At 71.4% G+C, this 17,455-nt stretch carries 16 protein-coding genes; 5 read left to right on the plus strand and 11 right to left on the minus strand.

The window, feature by feature from the left end:
• Positions 1-63 precede the first annotated feature (63 nt).
• Positions 64-573: an RNA-binding S4 domain-containing protein gene (locus tag AAFF41_RS14240; protein WP_143613027.1), complete on the plus strand. Its 510-nt coding sequence runs from the start codon at positions 64-66 to the stop codon at positions 571-573.
• 94 nt (positions 574-667) lie between these two features.
• Here the strand turns inward: AAFF41_RS14240 and AAFF41_RS14245 are convergent, their stop codons facing one another.
• Positions 668-1,123, minus strand: coding sequence for a DoxX family protein (locus AAFF41_RS14245; protein WP_319748269.1), 456 nt, complete (start codon positions 1,121-1,123; stop codon positions 668-670).
• Between the two features lie 91 nt (positions 1,124-1,214).
• Positions 1,215-2,261, minus strand: coding sequence for an acyltransferase domain-containing protein (locus AAFF41_RS14250; RefSeq protein WP_425526125.1), 1,047 nt, complete (start codon positions 2,259-2,261; stop codon positions 1,215-1,217).
• 64 nt (positions 2,262-2,325) lie between these two features.
• Between AAFF41_RS14250 and AAFF41_RS14255 the strand changes: the two genes are divergently transcribed.
• Entirely contained in the window at positions 2,326-2,592 is a 267-nt protein-coding gene (locus AAFF41_RS14255) for a DUF6343 family protein (RefSeq protein WP_319748270.1), read from the plus strand.
• Positions 2,593-2,627: 35 nt separating this feature from the next.
• Here the strand turns inward: AAFF41_RS14255 and AAFF41_RS14260 are convergent, their stop codons facing one another.
• From AAFF41_RS14260 to rpsA, 5 genes are all read right to left on the minus strand, one after another.
• Entirely contained in the window at positions 2,628-3,008 is a 381-nt protein-coding gene (locus AAFF41_RS14260) for a tetratricopeptide repeat protein (RefSeq protein WP_054235974.1), read from the minus strand.
• A gap of 50 nt (positions 3,009-3,058) precedes the next feature.
• Positions 3,059-3,667 (minus strand): dephospho-CoA kinase, encoded by a 609-nt coding sequence (coaE, locus tag AAFF41_RS14265; protein WP_319748271.1) that lies wholly within the window; start codon positions 3,665-3,667, stop codon positions 3,059-3,061.
• Between the two features lie 147 nt (positions 3,668-3,814).
• Positions 3,815-4,753 (minus strand): PAC2 family protein, encoded by a 939-nt coding sequence (locus tag AAFF41_RS14270; RefSeq protein ID WP_060898459.1) that lies wholly within the window; start codon positions 4,751-4,753, stop codon positions 3,815-3,817.
• Positions 4,754-4,900: 147 nt separating this feature from the next.
• A complete protein-coding gene (locus AAFF41_RS14275) occupies positions 4,901-6,427 on the minus strand; it encodes a flavin monoamine oxidase family protein (protein WP_343326289.1) in 1,527 nt (508 codons plus the stop codon).
• Positions 6,428-6,722: 295 nt separating this feature from the next.
• Positions 6,723-8,222, minus strand: a complete 1,500-nt coding sequence (gene rpsA / locus AAFF41_RS14280; RefSeq protein ID WP_060898457.1) for a 30S ribosomal protein S1 — start codon at positions 8,220-8,222, stop codon at positions 6,723-6,725.
• A gap of 337 nt (positions 8,223-8,559) precedes the next feature.
• Between rpsA and AAFF41_RS14285 the strand changes: the two genes are divergently transcribed.
• On the plus strand, positions 8,560-9,441 hold the full coding sequence (locus AAFF41_RS14285) for a class I SAM-dependent methyltransferase (RefSeq protein WP_415925871.1): 882 nt from the start codon (positions 8,560-8,562) through the stop codon (positions 9,439-9,441).
• A 4-nt stretch (positions 9,442-9,445) separates the two neighbouring features.
• Positions 9,446-12,016 carry an ATP-dependent helicase HrpB gene (gene hrpB, locus AAFF41_RS14290; protein ID WP_343324037.1) on the plus strand — a complete coding sequence of 857 codons (2,571 nt, stop codon included), beginning with the start codon at positions 9,446-9,448 and terminating at the stop codon, positions 12,014-12,016.
• Here hrpB and pgfA read toward each other — a convergent pair.
• From pgfA to AAFF41_RS14305, 3 genes are all read right to left on the minus strand, one after another.
• The gene (gene pgfA, locus AAFF41_RS14295; RefSeq protein WP_319748273.1) at positions 12,006-12,998 is read right to left on the minus strand and encodes a cell envelope lipid trafficking protein PgfA; all 993 of its coding nucleotides are present in this window, start codon (positions 12,996-12,998) and stop codon (positions 12,006-12,008) included. The genes hrpB and pgfA overlap by 11 nt on opposite strands.
• Before the next feature lie 39 nt (positions 12,999-13,037).
• Positions 13,038-13,172 (minus strand): SPW_0924 family protein, encoded by a 135-nt coding sequence (locus AAFF41_RS14300; RefSeq protein ID WP_107096558.1) that lies wholly within the window; start codon positions 13,170-13,172, stop codon positions 13,038-13,040.
• A 153-nt stretch (positions 13,173-13,325) separates the two neighbouring features.
• Positions 13,326-15,032 (minus strand): lytic transglycosylase domain-containing protein, encoded by a 1,707-nt coding sequence (locus tag AAFF41_RS14305; protein WP_319748274.1) that lies wholly within the window; start codon positions 15,030-15,032, stop codon positions 13,326-13,328.
• Positions 15,033-15,288: 256 nt separating this feature from the next.
• On the opposite strand from AAFF41_RS14305, the gene AAFF41_RS14310 reads away from it, so the two are divergent.
• The gene (locus tag AAFF41_RS14310) at positions 15,289-16,143 is read left to right on the plus strand and encodes a DUF4184 family protein (RefSeq protein WP_343324038.1); all 855 of its coding nucleotides are present in this window, start codon (positions 15,289-15,291) and stop codon (positions 16,141-16,143) included.
• On the opposite strand, the gene AAFF41_RS14315 is transcribed toward AAFF41_RS14310, so the two are convergent.
• A complete protein-coding gene (locus tag AAFF41_RS14315; RefSeq protein ID WP_319748276.1) occupies positions 16,064-17,026 on the minus strand; it encodes a serine hydrolase in 963 nt (320 codons plus the stop codon). The genes AAFF41_RS14310 and AAFF41_RS14315 overlap by 80 nt on opposite strands.
• Positions 17,027-17,455 lie beyond the last annotated feature (429 nt).

Here is a 17,455-nt window from a genome sequence, read left to right on the forward strand (position 1 = left end):
TGCAACAAACATGCAGTAAAGCCATCGGGGCATGCCGGGCCAGGACTCTTCTAGAGTCGAGGCATGGCTTCTGAGGGTGCGGACGTCGAGCGGAACGACGAGAAGGTCGACGAGAAGGTCGACGAGAAGGTCGACGAGAAGGTCGACGAGGAGAAGGCGGTGGCCGCCGCCGAGGCCGCCCGTCCGGTGGGCGGCGAGAGCGTGCGGGTCGACAGCTGGATCTGGTCCGTACGTCTGGTCAAGACCCGCTCGGCGGGTGCGACCGCGTGCCGGGGCGGACACGTCCGGGTGAACGGGGACCGCGTCAAGCCCGCGTACGCCGTGCGCGTCGGCGACGAGGTGCGCCTGCGGCAGGGGATCCGGGAACGGGTCGTCGTCGTGAAGCGGGTGATCCGCAAGCGGGTCGGCGCGCCCGTCGCCGCCGAGTGCTACGTCGACAACAGCCCGCCGCCCCCGCCGCGCGAGGCGATCGCCCCGGCCGGCGTCCGCGACCGCGGAGCGGGCCGCCCGACCAAGCGCGACCGCCGCGAGATGGAGCGCCTCCGGGGCCTCGGCGGCCCCGACTCGCCCTGACCCGAGGGCGTCGCCGTACGTACGACGTCGGGGGCTCCCCGTGGTCGCTTGGGGAGCCCCCGACGTCGTACGGCCGTCGTGCGCCGTCACCGTGTCATGCCCGTCGCCGCACCCACCGCACCAGCTCGGTGGTGTGGTTCCTCCTGGCCCACGCGATCAGCGCGAGCGGCAGGATCAGGATGAGCGGGGTCGCCACGTACGGCCCGTGGATGGCGGTGACGTTCACGATGAAGGCGCCCACCATCAGCGCGCTGAGCGCGACCGCCGCCACCGAGGACAGCAGCGGGACCAGCAGGGCGAGGCCTCCGGCGAGTTCGAGCGCGCCGATGAGGTACATCCCCGTGCTGCCCCAGCCGAGCTTGTCGAACGCCTCGGCGGCCGACGGGTGCGCGATCAGCTTGGGCAGCGCGCTCGCGAACGCGTAGAAGAGCCCGAGCACGATCTGCAGCGCGCCCAGGGAGATCCGGGCACCGCGGCCGCGGGCCTTCAGCGAGGAGGCAGAGGCGGAGGGGGAGGTGAGCGTGGTGACGGGGACGGTGGTCTCGGACATGAGGATCTCCTGTGCGAAGCGGTACGCGTTGCTGTCGCAGGGGTAGACCGGGGGCGCGTCCGGAACTCATCGCCGTGGACCGGACAACGGGCTACAGCGCGAACCAGCCGTGCCCGACGTACCAGTGCCCGCCCGCGCGCAGATGGTCCCCCACCGCACGCTCCACCGTGCTCCGGCGCGGCAGCGCGCGCGTGGGCAGCTCCGGATCGCCGAAGACGAAGCCGACCGGCACCCCGTCGTCCGGGGTCGTCTCCTGGTACGCGATCCGGAAGCGTTCCTGGAAGCGGATGATGTTCGAGTCCGCCGGGAGATACCGCCCGAGCTGTGGATCGAGCAGCCAGGAGTGGCACACGGCGACCTCATGGCGCTCGTCGGGATAGTGCCGGGCGAAGAACTCCCGTGCCAGCACGAGCGACCGCTCACAGGCGGCGGGGGAAAGCGGCCCGTGGCAGTCGGGTATGTGCAGGCTCAGACACGCGTCGCCGGGGCCGGCGTCGAGGCCGGCCGCCGCGACGGCCCGCCCCGTGCGCCGGCCGAGCCGTGAGCGCTGGAACTGCAGCCGGCCCAGCTGGAACAGCTCACCGTGGAAGTGCAGGGCGATCCACCAGGGGAACAGCAGCCCCGGCGTCCCGAGCCGTCTGTGGTGCACGGACACATGCCGGCCGAGGTCGGCCAGGGTGCGCCGGGACACGTCGTCGGGGATGCCGAGCTCTCGGTGGTAGGCCCGGACGTACGGGAGCGCCGCGATGAAGACGTACAGGTGGAAGCAGCGCCCGAGCGGCCCCGCCGACTCGGGGAACGCGGGCGGCTCCCACCCCTTCCCGATCTCCCCCATGTCCCGTACGAAGCGGGCGACGCACCGGGCGAGGAACGTCATCGCCTCCGGGTCGGCCACCAGCAGGGCGCGCAGCGCGACGAGTTCGTTGATGTGCTCGTGGGCCACGGTCAGGTCGAGCAGAAGGTCCGGCAGCCCGTCCGCGTCCGGGAGCTCCGCCTCCAGCCGGGGAGCGCCCTCGCTCTCCAGGTCCCGCAGCCACTCGGCGAGTCTCGCGTCCGCCCGCAGCGCCTCCAGCAGCACCCGCGCCTCCCCGTCGGTCCGGCCGCCGCTCGCGCTCGCGGCCCCTTGGTCAACGTGCACGACGAAGAGTACGTTTCCAGGAGGAGCGATGGTCACGGATCCGTGTCACGGAGTAGTGATCCGTATGCGTACAGGCAGTGAACCGACGACGGCGCGCAGCGCCCTGCGTATGCGCTTTTGGCTGAGTGTCTGGGGCCTGGTCTGGGCGATCTTCGGTACGGCCGCGTTCGCGCTGGTCGGACGCCCCGGCTGGGCGGCCGCGTGCGGAGTGCTGTGGCTGATCGTCACCGTCGACATGGCCATGATCCTGCGCCACATCCACCAGGGGCCGCACTACCAGCCGGGCCGCGACATCCCGCCGTACCGGCCTCCGGAGCACCGTCACCCGTAGCGGATCGACGACGGCCACGAGTCACGACTTACGGCTTAAGAGTCGAAGCGCGCCGCTTCCAGGTACTGGGGCTTCGGGTCGAGCGCCGCCGCCAGCCGGAAGTGCCGCTTCGCCTGGTCGGGACGGAGCTGGCGCTCATAGGTGCGGGCGAGCGCGAAGTGGGCGAACGCGTTGTCCGGCTCGCGCTCCAGGACGATCGTGAACTCCAGCTCGGCGGGCCGCAGTTGCGCGGCGGCGAAGAAGGCACGCGCGCGCAGCAGTCGGGCGGCTGTGTTCTCCGGGTGCGCGGCGATCACTGGATCGAGCAGCTTCACCGCGCCCCGCGGGTCCCGCGCGGCGAGCAGTTGCTCGGCGGCACGGAAGTCGATGACATGCGTCTCCGGAGTACGTCCGGTCGATCCGCTGGTCTCGGGCACGGCAGAGTCCTTCCCTCACTGAACGGGTTCAACGCCCCCGTCCAGGGCGGCTATTCCTTGCGGGCTTGCGCCCGGCGGACGAGATCCGCCCAAACCTCCCGTACGCGCCCCTCCAGCTCCACCAGGGGGACGTCGTTGTCGATGACGACGTCCGCGATCCCCAGCCGCTTCTCGCGGGTGGCCTGGGCGGCCATGCGGGCGCGGGCGTCCGCCTCGGTCATGCCGCGCAGCCGCACGAGACGGTCGAGCTGGGTCTCGGGGCTGGCGTCGACGACGACCACGAGGTCGTACAGCGGCCTGAGCGCGTTCTCGGCGAGCAGCGGGACGTCGTGGATCACGACGGCGTCCTCGCCCGCGGCGCTCTCCAGCTCGCGGGAGCGGGCACCGACCAGGGGGTGCACGATCGAGTTCAGGACGGCGAGCTTCTCCGGGTCGGCGAAGACGATCGAGCCCAGCTTGGGGCGGTCCAGACCGCCGTCGGGTGCGAGCACGTCCTGCCCGAAGGCGTCGACGACGGCCGCGAGCCCGGGGGTTCCGGGTGCGACGACCTCCCGCGCGATCAGATCCGCGTCGATCAGCACCGCGCCGAGCCGCACGAGCAGCCTCGACACCTCGCTCTTGCCGGCGCCGATACCGCCGGTCAGGCCAACCTTCAGCATGACCGAGAGCTTAGGGCCTGCCGGTGACAAGCCCCCCATGGCCCCCAAAGGGGCCTGCGTAGGCACGAAAGGGCCTCTGCGCAGGCACGAACGGGCCTCCCTGCGCCCTCGCCCCACAGGTGTCGCCCCCTAGGGCGTCACCCCTCCCTACGCGTCACCCTCGCGCTCCGCCAGGAAACGCTCGAACTCCAACCCGATCTCGTCCGCCGACGGGATGTCCACCGGCTCCGCGAGCATGTTGCCCCGCGTCTCGGCGCCCGCGGCGGCGTCGTACTGGTGCTCGAGGCCCTGGACGAGGGCCACGAGCTCCTCGTCGCCCTCCTGGATCTGCCGGTCGATCTCCGTCTGGGTGCGGTGCGCCTCGGTGCGCAGGGAGTGCGCGATGGCGGGGAGCACCAGGCCCGTGGCGCCCGTGATGGCCTCCAGGACGGTCAGCGCCGCGTCCGGGTACGGGGAACGGGCGATGTAGTGCGGGACGTGCGCGGCGACGCCCAGGACGTCGTGTCCGGCCTCCATGAGGCGGTACTCGACGAGGGACTCGGCGCTGCCGGGGACCTGCGCCTCGTCGAAGGGGCTGCGGTGGCCCGGCACCAGGTCGGTGCGGTTGCCGTGCGGGGTGAGGCCCACGGGGCGGGTGTGCGGGACGCCCATGGGAATGCCGTGGAAGTTCACGGACAGCCGCACGCCGAGCCGCTCCACGATCTGCTGGACGGCGGCGGCGAAACGCTCCCACTCGACGTCCGGCTCGGGTCCCGACAGCAGCAGGAAGGGCGCGCCGGTGGCGTCCTGGACGAGCCGCACGTCGAGCGTGGGCTCCTCGTAGTCGGTCCAGCGGTCGCGCTTGAACGTCAGCAGCGGGCGGCGCGCCCGGTAGTCCACGAGCCGGTCGTGGTCGAAACGGGCCACGACCTGGTGGGGCAGCGAGTCGAGCAGACGGTCGACGATCTGGTCGCCCGTTTCCCCCGCGTCGATGTATCCGTCGAAGTGGTAGAGCATGACCAGACCGGCCGACTCCTGGGCGAGTGCCATGTCCACCACGGCCAGGCCCTTCGGCTCCCATGCGTACAAACCCTGCGGATCAAGCACTGTGACCGCTCCTCCTCGTGTTCGTACTTCCCAACGTGGAGAGGATCGCGAGCATTCCCCGGACCGCTCCTTTTACGGCCCGGTTCGCCTCCGGGGCGCGCGGGCGCGCCCCTTCGGCTCACCCGCCGGGTTCGTCGCCCCGCCCGCCTACGCCGACAGCACGCGCGCGTGCAGCGCCGTGACCGCCTTGCGGGCGGAGGTGAACGCGCCGTGCTGCCAGGCGTCGGTGTAGCTGAGCCAGTCGCCCGCGAAGTAGACGCGTCCCGTGGGCTCGTTCAGCGGTTTGTAGCGGATGTCGTCGGGGCCGCCGGGGGTGTTGTGCCAGGCGGCCTCCAGGTGCGGTGTCTGGCGCCAGTGGTGCGAGAAGGAGGACGCGAGTTCGGTGCGGTACTTCTCGCCGTAGATCTTCACCCCGGCCGCCACGGCGCGCTTCTCGCGCTCCTTGGGGGTGAGCTGGGCGTACGAGTCGGCGTCACCGCCGTAGTTGTAGTAGCCGATCATCACGCCGCGCGCGCCGTGGAAGCCGTACGAGGGGTGCCAGATGTGTGTGACGTCCTGGTCGGTCTCGGTGATACCGCCGTAGATGTGGTGATCGAGCTCCCACCAGCGGGAACGGTACTCGAGCCCGATCTTCGCCGCCGACGAGGGAGTGATCGCCTCCAGGGCGCTCTGCACACCGGAGCCGAGGTTGTGCGGGATCCTGGCGAGGATGTTGGGCGGGAGGGCGCCGACGCAGTAGTCGGCGTCGATCACCTTCGTACGGCCTCCCTGGGTGTAAGTGACCGAAACGCCACTCGCCTTGTCGGTGATTTTGGAGACCACGGCCCCGGTACGGATGCGGTGCTCGCCTATCGCCCTGGTGAGCGCGCGCGGTATCTGATCCATGCCGCCCACCGGCTGGAACATCAGCATCGCCTGGTCGAAGCCGAACTCGAAGGAGAAGTACCGGCCGACACCGGACGCGAGGACGTCGGAGGCCGACGGGACGTCACCGAGGAGCACTCCGGAGGTACCCGCGGCGGCCGGGACCGTCGTGTATCCGCGACGCTCGCCGCCCTCGTACGTCAGCTTGTCGCCCAGTTCGCCCCAGTCCTTGAGGAACTCGACGAGCCTCTCCTGGTCGGTGGCGGTCAGTTCCTTGTCCAGGGCTCCCTTGTCGGTGGCCTTGGCGAGCAACTCGGAGACGTAGCCGTACACATCGGCCTTCGCGGTGCGGTACCGCACGGGCTTCTTCATCCCGGTGGACTCGTTGAAGAGGTACGCGTCCGCGTTGACGTTGGTGAACACCTCGATGGGGACGCCGAGTTCGCGACAGTAGTCGAGGGTGACCATCCACTGGGGGATGCGGGCGGGGCCGCAGTTCATGTACTGGCCGTCGCTGAAGCGGGCCGTCTGCGTGTTGCCGTGGAGGTCGGTGGTGGTATCGCCGCCGCGGACCGTGAAGTTGCGGCCGCCGGTGCGGCCTCTGGCCTCCAGGACCGTACAGTCGTAGCCCGCCTTGCCGAGTTCGTACGCGGTGGCCAGGCCCGCGATGCCGCCGCCGACTACGACCACCTTGGCGGCGCCGCGGCCGGTGAGGGTGAAGTCGCCCGGCTGCGGGGCGCGGAAGGGCTGTTCGCGCTGGGCGGCTTCGGCCGTGGGCGCGAGGCCGAGGGCACCCATGGTGGCGAGCATGGTGCCCGCGCCGCCCGTGAGTCCCACGTTGCGCAGGAAGGAACGCCGACTCGTGCCAGGACCGCTCTGAGGTTGTGCCATGACGGGGGCTCCCCTTTCGATCTTGAACGACCGGGGAAGCCTCCCAATGGCGGGTTACGGCCCGTCAGTTACTCGTGTATCTCGCATGTTTCTGCATCCGCACACGTGCGACCCGCCGGACGGCCGGGGGACGAAAGGGGAGCGAACGCACTGCGGGCCCGCACCCCGAAGGGTGCGGGCCCGCAGTCACGTACTACTGGCTAGCGGTGAGCTTTCAGCTCTGGCCGCCGGCGAGCTTCTCGCGGAGGGCAGCCAGGGCCTCGTCCGACGCCAGGGCGCCGGAGGTGTCGTCCGACTCCGAGGAGTACGAACCGCCACCGGAGGCGGCCGGAGCCGCACCCGTCGTGGTGGCACCCTCGGCCTCGGCCTGAGCGTCGGCCTCGCGGGACTTGATGACCTGAGCCTGGTGCTGCTCGAAGCGCGACTGCGCCTCGGCGTACTGGTGCTCCCACGCCTCCCGCTGGGTCTCGTAGCCCTCGAGCCAGTCGTTGGTCTCGGGGTCGAAGCCCTCGGGGTAGATGTAGTTGCCCTGGTCGTCGTAGGACGCGGCCATGCCGTACAGGGTCGGGTCGAACTCGACCGAGGCCGGGTCGGCACCGAAGGACTCGTTGGCCTGCTTCAGCGAGAGGCTGATGCGGCGGCGCTCGAGGTCGATGTCGATGACCTTGACGAAGATCTCGTCGTTGACCTGGACGACCTGCTCCGGGATCTCCACGTGGCGCTCGGCCAGCTCGGAGATGTGGACCAGACCCTCGATGCCCTCGTCCACGCGGACGAACGCACCGAACGGAACGAGCTTGGTGACCTTACCCGGGACGACCTGACCGATCTGGTGCGTACGGGCGAACTGCTGCCACGGGTCTTCCTGCGTCGCCTTGAGCGACAGGGAGACGCGCTCGCGGTCCATGTCGACGTCGAGGACCTCGACGGTGACTTCCTGACCGACCTCGACAACCTCGGAGGGGTGGTCGATGTGCTTCCAGGAGAGCTCGGAGACGTGCACGAGACCGTCGACGCCACCCAGGTCCACGAAGGCACCGAAGTTGACGATCGAGGAGACGACGCCGGAGCGGACCTGACCCTTCTGGAGGGTGGTGAGGAACGTCTGGCGAACCTCGGACTGGGTCTGCTCCAGCCAGGCACGGCGGGACAGGACCACGTTGTTGCGGTTCTTGTCCAGCTCGATGATCTTGGCCTCGAGCTCCTTGCCCACGTAGGGCTGGAGGTCGCGGACACGGCGCATCTCGACGAGAGAAGCCGGCAGGAAGCCACGGAGGCCGATGTCGAGGATGAGTCCACCCTTGACGACCTCGATGACGGTACCGGTGACGATGCCGTCCTCTTCCTTGATCTTCTCGATGGTGCCCCAGGCGCGCTCGTACTGGGCGCGCTTCTTCGAGAGGATCAGGCGGCCTTCCTTGTCCTCCTTCTGGAGAACAAGGGCTTCGATCTCGTCACCCACGGCGACGACCTCGTTCGGGTCGACGTCGTGCTTGATCGAGAGCTCGCGGCTCGGGATGACACCTTCGGTCTTGTAACCGATGTCGAGCAGGACCTCGTCCCGGTCGACCTTCACGATGACGCCGTCGACGATGTCGCCGTCGTTGAAGTACTTGATCGTCTCGTCGATCGCGGCGAGGAAGGCTTCCTCGTTACCGATGTCGTTGACCGCAACCTGCGGAGTGGTGGCGGTGGTCTCGGTGCTGCTCGTCATGTGGGAAAGGGCTCCGGTACGGACGGTGAGTCGTAGGTACTGCTTACGCCGGGAGCCCGTTTCGCCCTGTAGAAGCCGGACAGCCAAGGAAGCGCCGAACCCGGTTGCCCGGTGGCGCCTCGAAAACCGAGGGGACATACATACAGATGCGAGCGCAGCCTGCTACGTCTGAGGAGCGCAGGCCCGCAGCGCAACTTGTAGCATACGGGGGCAGCCGGGCAGGGTCAATGCGCGAAGGCGCACACCCGGGGCGGATCGCCGCATTCCCGGCACAAAACCTGTCTCACGAGGCCACGCGGGCCAAAAGCAGCCCCTGCCGTGACACTCCCGAGACCGGTTGGAGCCGCAGACTAATACGAGGGAGCCGATCATCCAAGAGCCCCAGATCCACGAACCGGAACACTCCGAGGTCCAGGAGCCCGAAACCGCCGAGCCGGAGGCGACCCGGCGCGACGCGGGCGTCACGGAGAGCTCCCGCGCCAACCGCGGCTGGTGGGACCGGAACGCGGACGACTACCAGACAGAACACGGCACGTTCCTCGGGGACGACCGATTCGTCTGGGGCCCCGAGGGCCTCGACGAGGTGGAGGCCGAGCTGCTCGGCCCACCGGAGGACCTCAAAGGCAAGGACATCCTGGAGATCGGCGCCGGCGCGGCCCAGTGCTCGCGCTGGCTGGCCGCCCAGGGGGCCCGTCCGGTCGCCCTGGACCTCTCCCACCGCCAGCTCCAGCACGCGCTGCGCATAGGCGGCGGGGTGCCCCTCGTGGAGGCCGACGCGGGCGCGCTGCCCTTCGCGGACGGCTCCTTCGACCTCGCGTGCTCGGCGTACGGCGCGTTGCCGTTCGTCGCCGACCCGGTGCGCGTCCTGAAGGAGGTCCACCGGGTGCTGCGCCCCGGCGGCCGCTTCGTGTTCTCCGTGACGCACCCGATCCGCTGGGCCTTCCCGGACGAGCCCGGCCCCGAGGGCCTGTCGGTCTCGTCCTCGTACTTCGACCGCACTCCCTACGTCGAGCAGGACGAGGAGGGCCACGCGGTGTACGTCGAGCACCACAGGACGGTCGGCGACCGGGTACGGGACGTGGTGGCCGGGGGCTTCCGGCTGCTCGACCTGGTCGAGCCGCAGTGGCCCGCCTGGAACACCCAGGAGTGGGGCGGCTGGTCCCCGCTGCGCGGAAACCTGATCCCCGGTACGGCGATCTTCGTGTGCGTACGAGACTGAACGGGTGATCCGTTACGACGCCCTGGACGCGCTGCCCGTGCGCGGCGCCCTGCCCGCCCTGGACGAAGCCCTGGAGGACGGCGGCAGCGCCGTGCTCGTGGCGCCGCCCGGGACCGGCAAGACGACCCTCGTGCCGCTGGCGCTCGCCGGACTCCTCGGCGGCCCGGGTGACGGGCGGCCGGCGCGCCGGGTCGTGGTCGCCGAACCACGGCGGATCGCCGCCCGGGCCGCGGCGCGGCGGATGGCGTGGCTGCTCGGCGAGAAGGTCGGCGAGAGCGTCGGGTTCACCGTCCGCGGGGAGCGGGTCGTGGGGCCACGCGCGCGCGTGGAGGTCGTCACGACGGGTGTCCTCCTCCAACGGCTCCAGCGGGACCAGGAGCTCGCGGGCGTCGACGTGGTGGTGCTCGACGAGTGCCACGAACGTCATCTGGACGCCGACACGGTCGCCGCGTTCCTCCTGGACGTACGGGCCGCGCTCCGCCCCGAGCTGCGGCTCGTGGCGGCGTCGGCGACCACGGACGCGGCGGGGTGGGCGCGGCTGCTCGGCGACGCGCCCGTCGTCGCGGCGCAGGGCGTCTCGTATCCGGTGGAGGTGGAGTGGGCGCCTCCGCTACGTCCGGTACGGCCGCCGCACGGCATGCGTGTCGACCCGGCGCTGCTGACGCATGTCGCGTCGGTGGTGCGGCGGGCACTGGCGGAGTGCGAGGGGGACGTCCTGTGTTTCCTCCCCGGGGTCGGGGAGATCGCGCGGGTGGCGGGCGGGCTGGGGGATCTGGGCGGCCGGGTCGACGTGCTGCAGGTGCACGGGCGGGCGCCCGCCGCCGTGCAGGACGCGGTGCTGTCACCGGGGACCGGGGACCGGCGCCGGGTGGTCCTGGCGACCTCCGTGGCGGAGTCGTCCCTGACGGTTCCGGGGGTACGGGTGGTCGTCGACTCCGGGCTGGCGCGGGAGCCGCGGGTGGACCACGCGCGGGGGCTGAGCGCGCTGACGACGGTACGGGCCTCGCAGGCGGCCGGACGGCAGCGGGCGGGGCGGGCCGGGCGCGAGGCGCCGGGGCGGGTGTACCGGTGCTGGACGGAGGCCGAGGACGTCCGTCTGCCGCGATTTCCCGCCCCGGAGATCAAGGTGGCCGACCTGACGGCGTTCGCCCTGCAGGCAGCCTGCTGGGGCGACCCTGGGGCGACGGGGCTGGCGCTCCTGGACCCCCCGCCGGGCGGGGCGATGGCGGCGGCGCGGTCCGTCCTGTCGGCGGTGGGTGCGGTGGACGCGTCCGGTCGGGCCACGGAACGGGGTGTGCGCATGTCCCGGCTGGGCCTGCACCCCCGTCTCGCCCGGGCACTGCTGGACGCCGCCCCCGTGGTGGGCGCCGACCGCGCCGCCGAAGTGGTCGCCCTCCTGAGCGAGGAGCCGCCCCGCGAGTACGGCGACGACCTGGCCGGGGCCTGGAGACTGGCCCGCCGCGGCGGCGACCCCTACGCGTCGCGCTGGCGCACCGAATCCCGACGCCTGCGCTCCGCGTCGACAGGGCTTTCCCAGCCACCCGCCCAGGACAGCGCCCGCGGTGAGGGGCTCGAAGGCGGTCCGTGGCCGGCCGGCGGAGGCGACGATCGCGTGGTCGCGCTGGTGGCTTCCCTGACGTTTCCCGAGCGGCTCGCGCAGGCGCAGGGCGGCTCCTACCTCATGCTGAACGGCACCCGTGCCGACATCGGCGACGGCTCGGCTCTGCGCGGCGCGCCCTGGCTGGCGGTCACCGTGGCCGATCGGCCCGTCGGAGCCGGGCACGCGCGTGTGCGGCTCGCCGCCGCCGTCGACGAGGAGACGGCACGGCGGGCCGCGGCGCCCCTGCACACCGAGGGGGACGAGGTCCACTGGGCCGACGGCGACGTCGTCGCGCGGCGGGTCGAGCGGCTCGGGGCCGTGGAGCTGGCGGTGCGTCCGCTGAAGAAAGCCGACCCCGCGCTCGTACGGGAGGCGTTGCTCGAAGGGCTGCGGGAGGACGGGTTCGGGCTGTTGCGGTGGTCCCCGGACGCCGAGGGGCTGCGGCGGCGGCTCGGGTTCCTGCGGCTGCACCTGGGCGACCCCTGGCCCGACGTGTCCGACGACGCGCTCCACGCGCGCGTGGACGAGTGGCTGGAGCCGGAGCTCGGCCGTGCCCGGCGGCGGGCCGATCTGGCGCGGATCGACGCCGGGCAGGCGCTGAACCGGCTGCTGCCCTGGGCCACGGGAGACGCGGCCCGGCTGGACGAGCTCGCGCCCGAGCGGATCGAGGTGCCCAGCGGGTCCAGGATCCGCATCGACTACGCCACCCCCGAGCAGCCGGTGCTCGCCGTCAAACTGCAGGAGATGTTCGGGCTGCACGAGTCACCGGCCGTGGCCGGGGTGTCCGTGCTCGTCCATCTGCTCTCGCCCGCCGGGCGGCCCGCCGCCGTCACCGCCGACCTCGCCTCCTTCTGGAAGGACGGGTACAAGGCGGTGCGGGCGGAGCTGCGGGGCCGCTACCCCAGGCATCCGTGGCCCGAGGACCCGGCCACCGCCGAGCCGACCCGGCACACGAACGCACGGCTCAGGCGTTGACCGGCTCCGGTTCCACCGCCTCCGTGGGGGCCGGGTCGCCCGGGCGGCGGCTGCGCGCCTCGAGGTAGAGGGAGAGGGACAGCAGAGCCGCGCCCAGGAGCAGGAAGCCCCCCGGCAGATACGACGTCAGCAGCAGGATCAGGGTGCGGTTGGACTTGACCAGGGCGACGGTGTGCTTGATGTAGTCCTCGCGCATCTTCACGTGTCCGGCGAAGGCGGTCACCTTGTCGCGGTCCCCGAGGAGGGTGCCGCCCCGCAGCTCCTCCTTGTGGATCTCCTCGCCGTAGACAGGCGCTCCGGTGACCGGTTCCACCCAGAACCTGCGGACGGTCGTGTACCAGCGTGTCGTGCCCGTCTTGGCGACCGACTCCGGAGTGATGCCCTGGACCGGCATGACCTTGGGGAACTTGACCTTCGTCCAGGGGATGGTCTGCTCGAAGTAGTACACCTTGACGCCGCGGAAGGTCTGAGTGCCCTTGTAATGGATGGGGGCCGAGGTGCGGGTCTGCGCGTCGAAGTACTCGTAGTCCCGTTTCTCCGTGTGGAAGGGCCACTTGAACTCGATGCCCTCGCGTGTGACGGGGTCGCCGTCGACGGACTCCCCGGTGGCGTGGACGGGATCCTGGCTGTGCGCGTCGAAGATGTAGCGCTCGGGGAGCTTGGAGACCATTTTCCCGTCGGGGCCCTGCACATAGGAGAGGCTGTCCCAGACGACGACGTCGCGGCCCGCCGTCCTCTCGATGCGGTCGGAGGCCTCGACGTTGCCCTTCAGGGTCTGCACGATGGTGACCTTGGGGACCTTCTTGGCCTGCATGGTGCCGTAGTCGAGCAGGGTCGCGTCCTTCGCCTCCAGGACCATGTCCTGGTACTCGTTGGCGGGGATCTTCGCCAACCGCGGGAATGCGTACCAGCGCAGCAGCGGGGACAGCGCCGCGAAGAACACGGCGAAGGCGAGCAGGATCAGGCTGGCCTTGCGACACATCTCGGCGTCCCTCCCTGAGAGTTGCGGATGCCCTGAGCGCTACGGGTGCGCGGGCACGGTCGTCAGCAGCGGCTTGGGCGAGGTCTTGCCTGCCGGTGAGCCCATGGCCGTGATCGTGAGCACCAGGGCGAACGCCACGGCGAGACCGGTCGCGGCGGCGATGAGGGCGCGCATGCGGGGCCTCCCGGGGGACGACGGGTCGAGAACTGATACCTCGTCAGATCCGGCACCGTAGCAACGGCGGGGCGAGATGAGAACACATTGCGCACACGAACGAGGGCGCCCCTCCGCCTGTCGGCGGAGGGGCGCCCTTGACGCGCGTACGGCCTACGAGGCGGCCGCGGCGACCTTCAGCTCGACCGTCAGCGCCGCGCCGCCCGTGGTGTTGACGCGGAGCAGGAACGTGCCGGTCGCGTCGTCCGCGTACAGCTTGGGGAGCTTGAGCACGCCGTCGGCGTCCGTCGTGAGGTCCGTGAGGGTGCGGATCGTCTTGCCGTCCGCGTCCTTGAAGTACGGACCCTTGTCGTTCTCGGTCGCGTCGTCCGCCGACTTGATGAGCGTCGCGGTGGCCGCGACCTTGCCCGCGACGGCACCCTTGTAGGTGGCCTTCAGTTCGACCTGGTCGGCGAACTCGCCGCCCGGCACGCAGGTCAGCGCGGTGTCGCTGGTGCGGGTGAGGGTGTCGGCCTGGCGCGGGGTGACGGTGGCCGTGTAGTCGAGGCCGCCCAGCACGCGGCCCACGACGGTGGCGCGGACGGTGAAGTCGCCGGTCTTCTCCCCCGCCACGAGTGCGGGCGCGGTGGCCGTGCCCGCGCTGCCGGTGACGACGGTGGCGACGCTCTCGCCGCCGGTGAAGGTGGCGTCCGTGTCACCGATGATCGTGAACCGCACCCGGACCTTCGACACGCCCTTGCTCGCCTTGGACTCGGCCCGCACGGCGACCTTGGTACCGAAGGCGCTGCCCGCCGTCGCCGTGAGCTTCCCGGTGTTCGCGTCCTCCAGATGGTCCACCGTCTGGGTGGGCGTGGGAGGCGTCGGGCTCGGCGCGGGCGAACTCGGGGCGGGCGGCTTCGGGGTGGGGCTCGTCGAGCCGCCGCCGCCCGGCTTGGGGGTACTCGGCGCGCGCGGTGTGCTCGGCGTGCTCGGTGTCGCGGGCGTGGTCGGGCTGGGGCTCGCCCCGGGGTCGCTGTCGCTGCTGTGCGAGGGCAGGGCACCCGTGCCGTCCGGGACCTCGTGGGTGCCCTTGCGGTAGTACTCCAGCCACGACAGAACCGTGTTGAGGTACTCCGTCGAGTTGTTGTAGTTCAGGATCGCGGCGTTCATCTGCGACTGCACGGACAGGTCCCGGTCGAACCGGCACAGGTAGTGGCCGGCCGCGAGCGCCGCGTCGTAGACGTTGTTGGGGTCCTTCTTGCCGTCGCCGTTGCCGTCGCGGCCCGCCCACTCCCAGGTGGAGGGGATGAACTGCATGGGGCCCACGGCCCGGTCGTAGGCGGGGTCGCCGTCGTACGCGCCGTGGTCGGTGTCGGCGATCAGCGCGAAGCCGTTGCCGTCGAGCTTGGGGCCGAGGATCGGCGAGTACGTCGTACCGCTCGCGTCGACCCGGCCGCCGCGGGCCTGGCCGGACTCGACCTTGCCGATGGCGGCGAGGAGTTGCCAGGGCAGGTTGCAGCCCGGCTTGGAGGCGCGCAGCTCGGCCTCGGCCTTCTTGTAGGCGTCGAGGACGGTCGCGGGTATGCCGGCCTCGGCCTCGCCCACGGAGACGGTCGTACCGGTGGTCGGACTCGCCGACGGGCTCGGGTTGGGGCTCTTCAGCGGCGGAAGGTCGGTGTAGTACGGCGAGTCGCCGGTCGCGCCGCCGCCTGCGCCGCCGGTGTTCGCGTCCCCCGATGGCTGGGCGGCGCCGGCGGCCTGTCTGCCGAGGTCGTCGGTGGTCACTCCGGGTGCCTGGGAAGCGGACAGGGCCGCGACCGCGACCGCGGCCACGGCGGTGGTCGTCGCTCCCTTGCGCAGTCTGCCGAAATGCGCCGCCATTGAGTGAACCCCTCCCGTGGACGACCGCCCGCGCACCGCGCGTTCGCTGGCTCAGTGACCCAGGCGACCCTACGACAACTTCCGTCGCCCGGGCACCCGTTCGTGCCCGATTTTCACCGGTTGGCCATGTGGGATTGTCCAAGAGAACACGCAGCGCGGGGTGGAGTCCACGGACATTTTCATACGTCCCTCATACTGGGCGACGGAGATCACCGGGGCCGACATATCGGACCACCGTCTGCCACAGGGGGACGCTTTGCCCTTCACCCTCAGCCACGCGGCGGCCGTACTGCCCGCCCTGCGCGGCGACGGAAGCGGCCGCGGCCGCCTCGCGCCCGCGGCACTCGTGGCCGGTTCCTTCGCCCCCGACATGACCTACTACGCGGCGAGCGTGGTCCCCGGAGCGATGGAGTTCGGCGACTTCACTCACTCGTTCACGGGTGTCCTCACCTTCGACGTACTCGTCGCCTGCGCGCTGGTGGGTGCCTGGCTGGTCCTGCGCGAACCCTTGGTGGCGCTGCTGCCACGGGCCCGTCAGGGCCGGCCCGCGGCCCTGCTGCGCTGCGGGACACCGCGCGAGCCGGTGCGCTCCTCGGCCGCACTGTGGTGGTACGCCTCCGCGGTGCTCGGCGCGCTGACACACGTCGTGTGGGACGCGTTCACGCACCACGACCGGTGGGGGGTTCGGCTGGTCCCCGTCCTGTCGCGGAACGCCGACGGCACGCCGGTGTTCATCTACGCGCAGTACGGCAGTTCGCTGGTGGGGGCCGTCGTGATCGTGGCCTTCGTGAGCGTCGCGCTGCGCCGGGCGCCCTCGGCCGAACCGGTGGGGGTGCCGGTGCTTTCGCGGTCCGACCGGTGGCTGGCCGCCGCCGTCATCGGCGGCTGCGGGCTGGTGGGCGCCGTGCAGCGGGCGTCACGCTGGTGGGCCTCCTGGGGCACCCGCGCGAAGCCCTGGGAGTTGATCCCGGCGCTCTGTTTCGGCGCGGGCGCGGGTCTCGTGCTCGGCCTCGCGCTGTACGCCGTCGGGGTCAGGATGTGGCGCCCCGCTCCGGCTCGTCCCAGCCCGGCACCGGTCCGCGCGGCGCCGAACCGTCCGACACCTCGCTGATCCTGTTCTCCGGAGTGAGGCCCTGGACGGCGCCGCGCCCGCGGTTGAGGCCGCGGTGGACGGCCTGGGCGATGCGCTCGATGGTGCGGACCCCGTACGCCATCGTCGGGTTGTCGTGCGACAGGACGACGATGCGGTACGTGCGGTCGCAGCCGGTGAACACGCCGACGCTGTGGACGCGCCAGCCGTGGGTGGACCGGGGCAGCCAGCCGTTCTTGATGTGCGCCTGCAGCTTCCTCGGCATGCCGGCGGGGACACCCCAGCGTTGGTCCTCGCGGACCTGATTGAGCAGCTTCAGGCCGTAGGCGCGGCTCTTCAGGAAGGAACCGGCGCTGGAGAGCACACCCAGCAGCCGCATCTGGTCGGCGGCCGTGGTGCGGGTCAGGCCCCAGTAGCCGGCCGGCCCGAGCTCGGTCCGGCGCGTTCCGACACGGTCCAGGAAACGGCCCAGGTAGGTGCGGCCCAGGTCGTTCCACAGATGCTGGGCGGCGGTGTTGTCCGAGGTCATGATCATGGGCTGCACGTTGGCGCGCTCCCACTCCGTGAGGCTGCGTTGCAACTCGTCCGCGCGCTGCAGTGTGGCCTCCATGATCGTGACCTTGACGACGCTCGCCGAGTCGTACCGACGCTCGCTCGCGAGGGCGCAGGTCAGGTCGCTGTTGTCGTCGCGCACCGCCATGGCGACGGCGCCCTGGCGTGACGACAGCACCGCCCTGATGTCGCGGGACATCCGGGCGGCGAGCTCGGGATTGCGGGTGGAACGGCAGGCCGCGGGCACCTGGGCGGTACTCGCCCTCGCGGCCACCGCGGGTACCGGCGCGAGCAGCGCCGAGACGATGGCTGTGGCCATGGCCGTGCGACGGTGAAGCATGTGTATGCCCATGCCCGCATCCTTGCCGTCCCCCGCGCGGGGGGCGTCTTTGCGAGGGCCACGCGAGTGACGGTTCCCTCCGGGGGCTGAGCGGATCCCCTCCCCTGCGCCTCCGGCCCACCGGAAAGGGCCCATGCCCTACGGGCGGCGAACAGAAGGACTTCACCTTCCGTGCAGCTCGCAGGACGGGACGGGGGGGCGACTTTCCCTGCGGGCGGCACGCACGACAGGACTGAGACCGCCATTCCCTGCGGGCGGCTCGCACGGCGGGGCGGGGGCGACTTTCCCTACGGGCGGCACGCACGACAGGGCTGAGGCCATTCCTTGCCAGCGGCTCGCACGGCAGAGCGCGGGACCACTTGTCCACACCGGCGCGCAAGCCGCCCGCAGGGCACCCGACGCCGGGAACGGGCGGAGCCACGACCAGCGCCACCGGGGACC

The organism is Streptomyces mirabilis, assembly GCF_039503195.1.
In the GTDB taxonomy this organism is placed as follows: domain Bacteria; phylum Actinomycetota; class Actinomycetes; order Streptomycetales; family Streptomycetaceae; genus Streptomyces; species Streptomyces mirabilis_D.

Excerpts from the sequence above, each read along its gene's own strand:
- AAFF41_RS14240 (WP_143613027.1), top strand. The coding sequence starts at position 64 with ATGGCTTCTGAGGGTGCGGACGTCGAGCGGAACGACGAGAAGGTCGAC.
- AAFF41_RS14245 (WP_319748269.1), bottom strand. The coding sequence starts at position 1,123 with ATGTCCGAGACCACCGTCCCCGTCACCACGCTCACCTCCCCCTCCGCC.
- AAFF41_RS14255 (WP_319748270.1), top strand. The coding sequence starts at position 2,326 with ATGCGTACAGGCAGTGAACCGACGACGGCGCGCAGCGCCCTGCGTATG.
- coaE (WP_319748271.1), bottom strand. The coding sequence starts at position 3,667 with ATGCTGAAGGTTGGCCTGACCGGCGGTATCGGCGCCGGCAAGAGCGAG.
- AAFF41_RS14275 (WP_343326289.1), bottom strand. The coding sequence starts at position 6,427 with ATGCTCGCCACCATGGGTGCCCTCGGCCTCGCGCCCACGGCCGAAGCC.
- rpsA (WP_060898457.1), bottom strand. The coding sequence starts at position 8,222 with ATGACGAGCAGCACCGAGACCACCGCCACCACTCCGCAGGTTGCGGTC.
- pgfA (WP_319748273.1), bottom strand. The coding sequence starts at position 12,998 with ATGTGTCGCAAGGCCAGCCTGATCCTGCTCGCCTTCGCCGTGTTCTTC.
- AAFF41_RS14300 (WP_107096558.1), bottom strand. The coding sequence starts at position 13,172 with ATGCGCGCCCTCATCGCCGCCGCGACCGGTCTCGCCGTGGCGTTCGCC.
- AAFF41_RS14305 (WP_319748274.1), bottom strand. The coding sequence starts at position 15,032 with ATGGCGGCGCATTTCGGCAGACTGCGCAAGGGAGCGACGACCACCGCC.
- AAFF41_RS14315 (WP_319748276.1), bottom strand. The coding sequence starts at position 17,026 with ATGGGCATACACATGCTTCACCGTCGCACGGCCATGGCCACAGCCATC.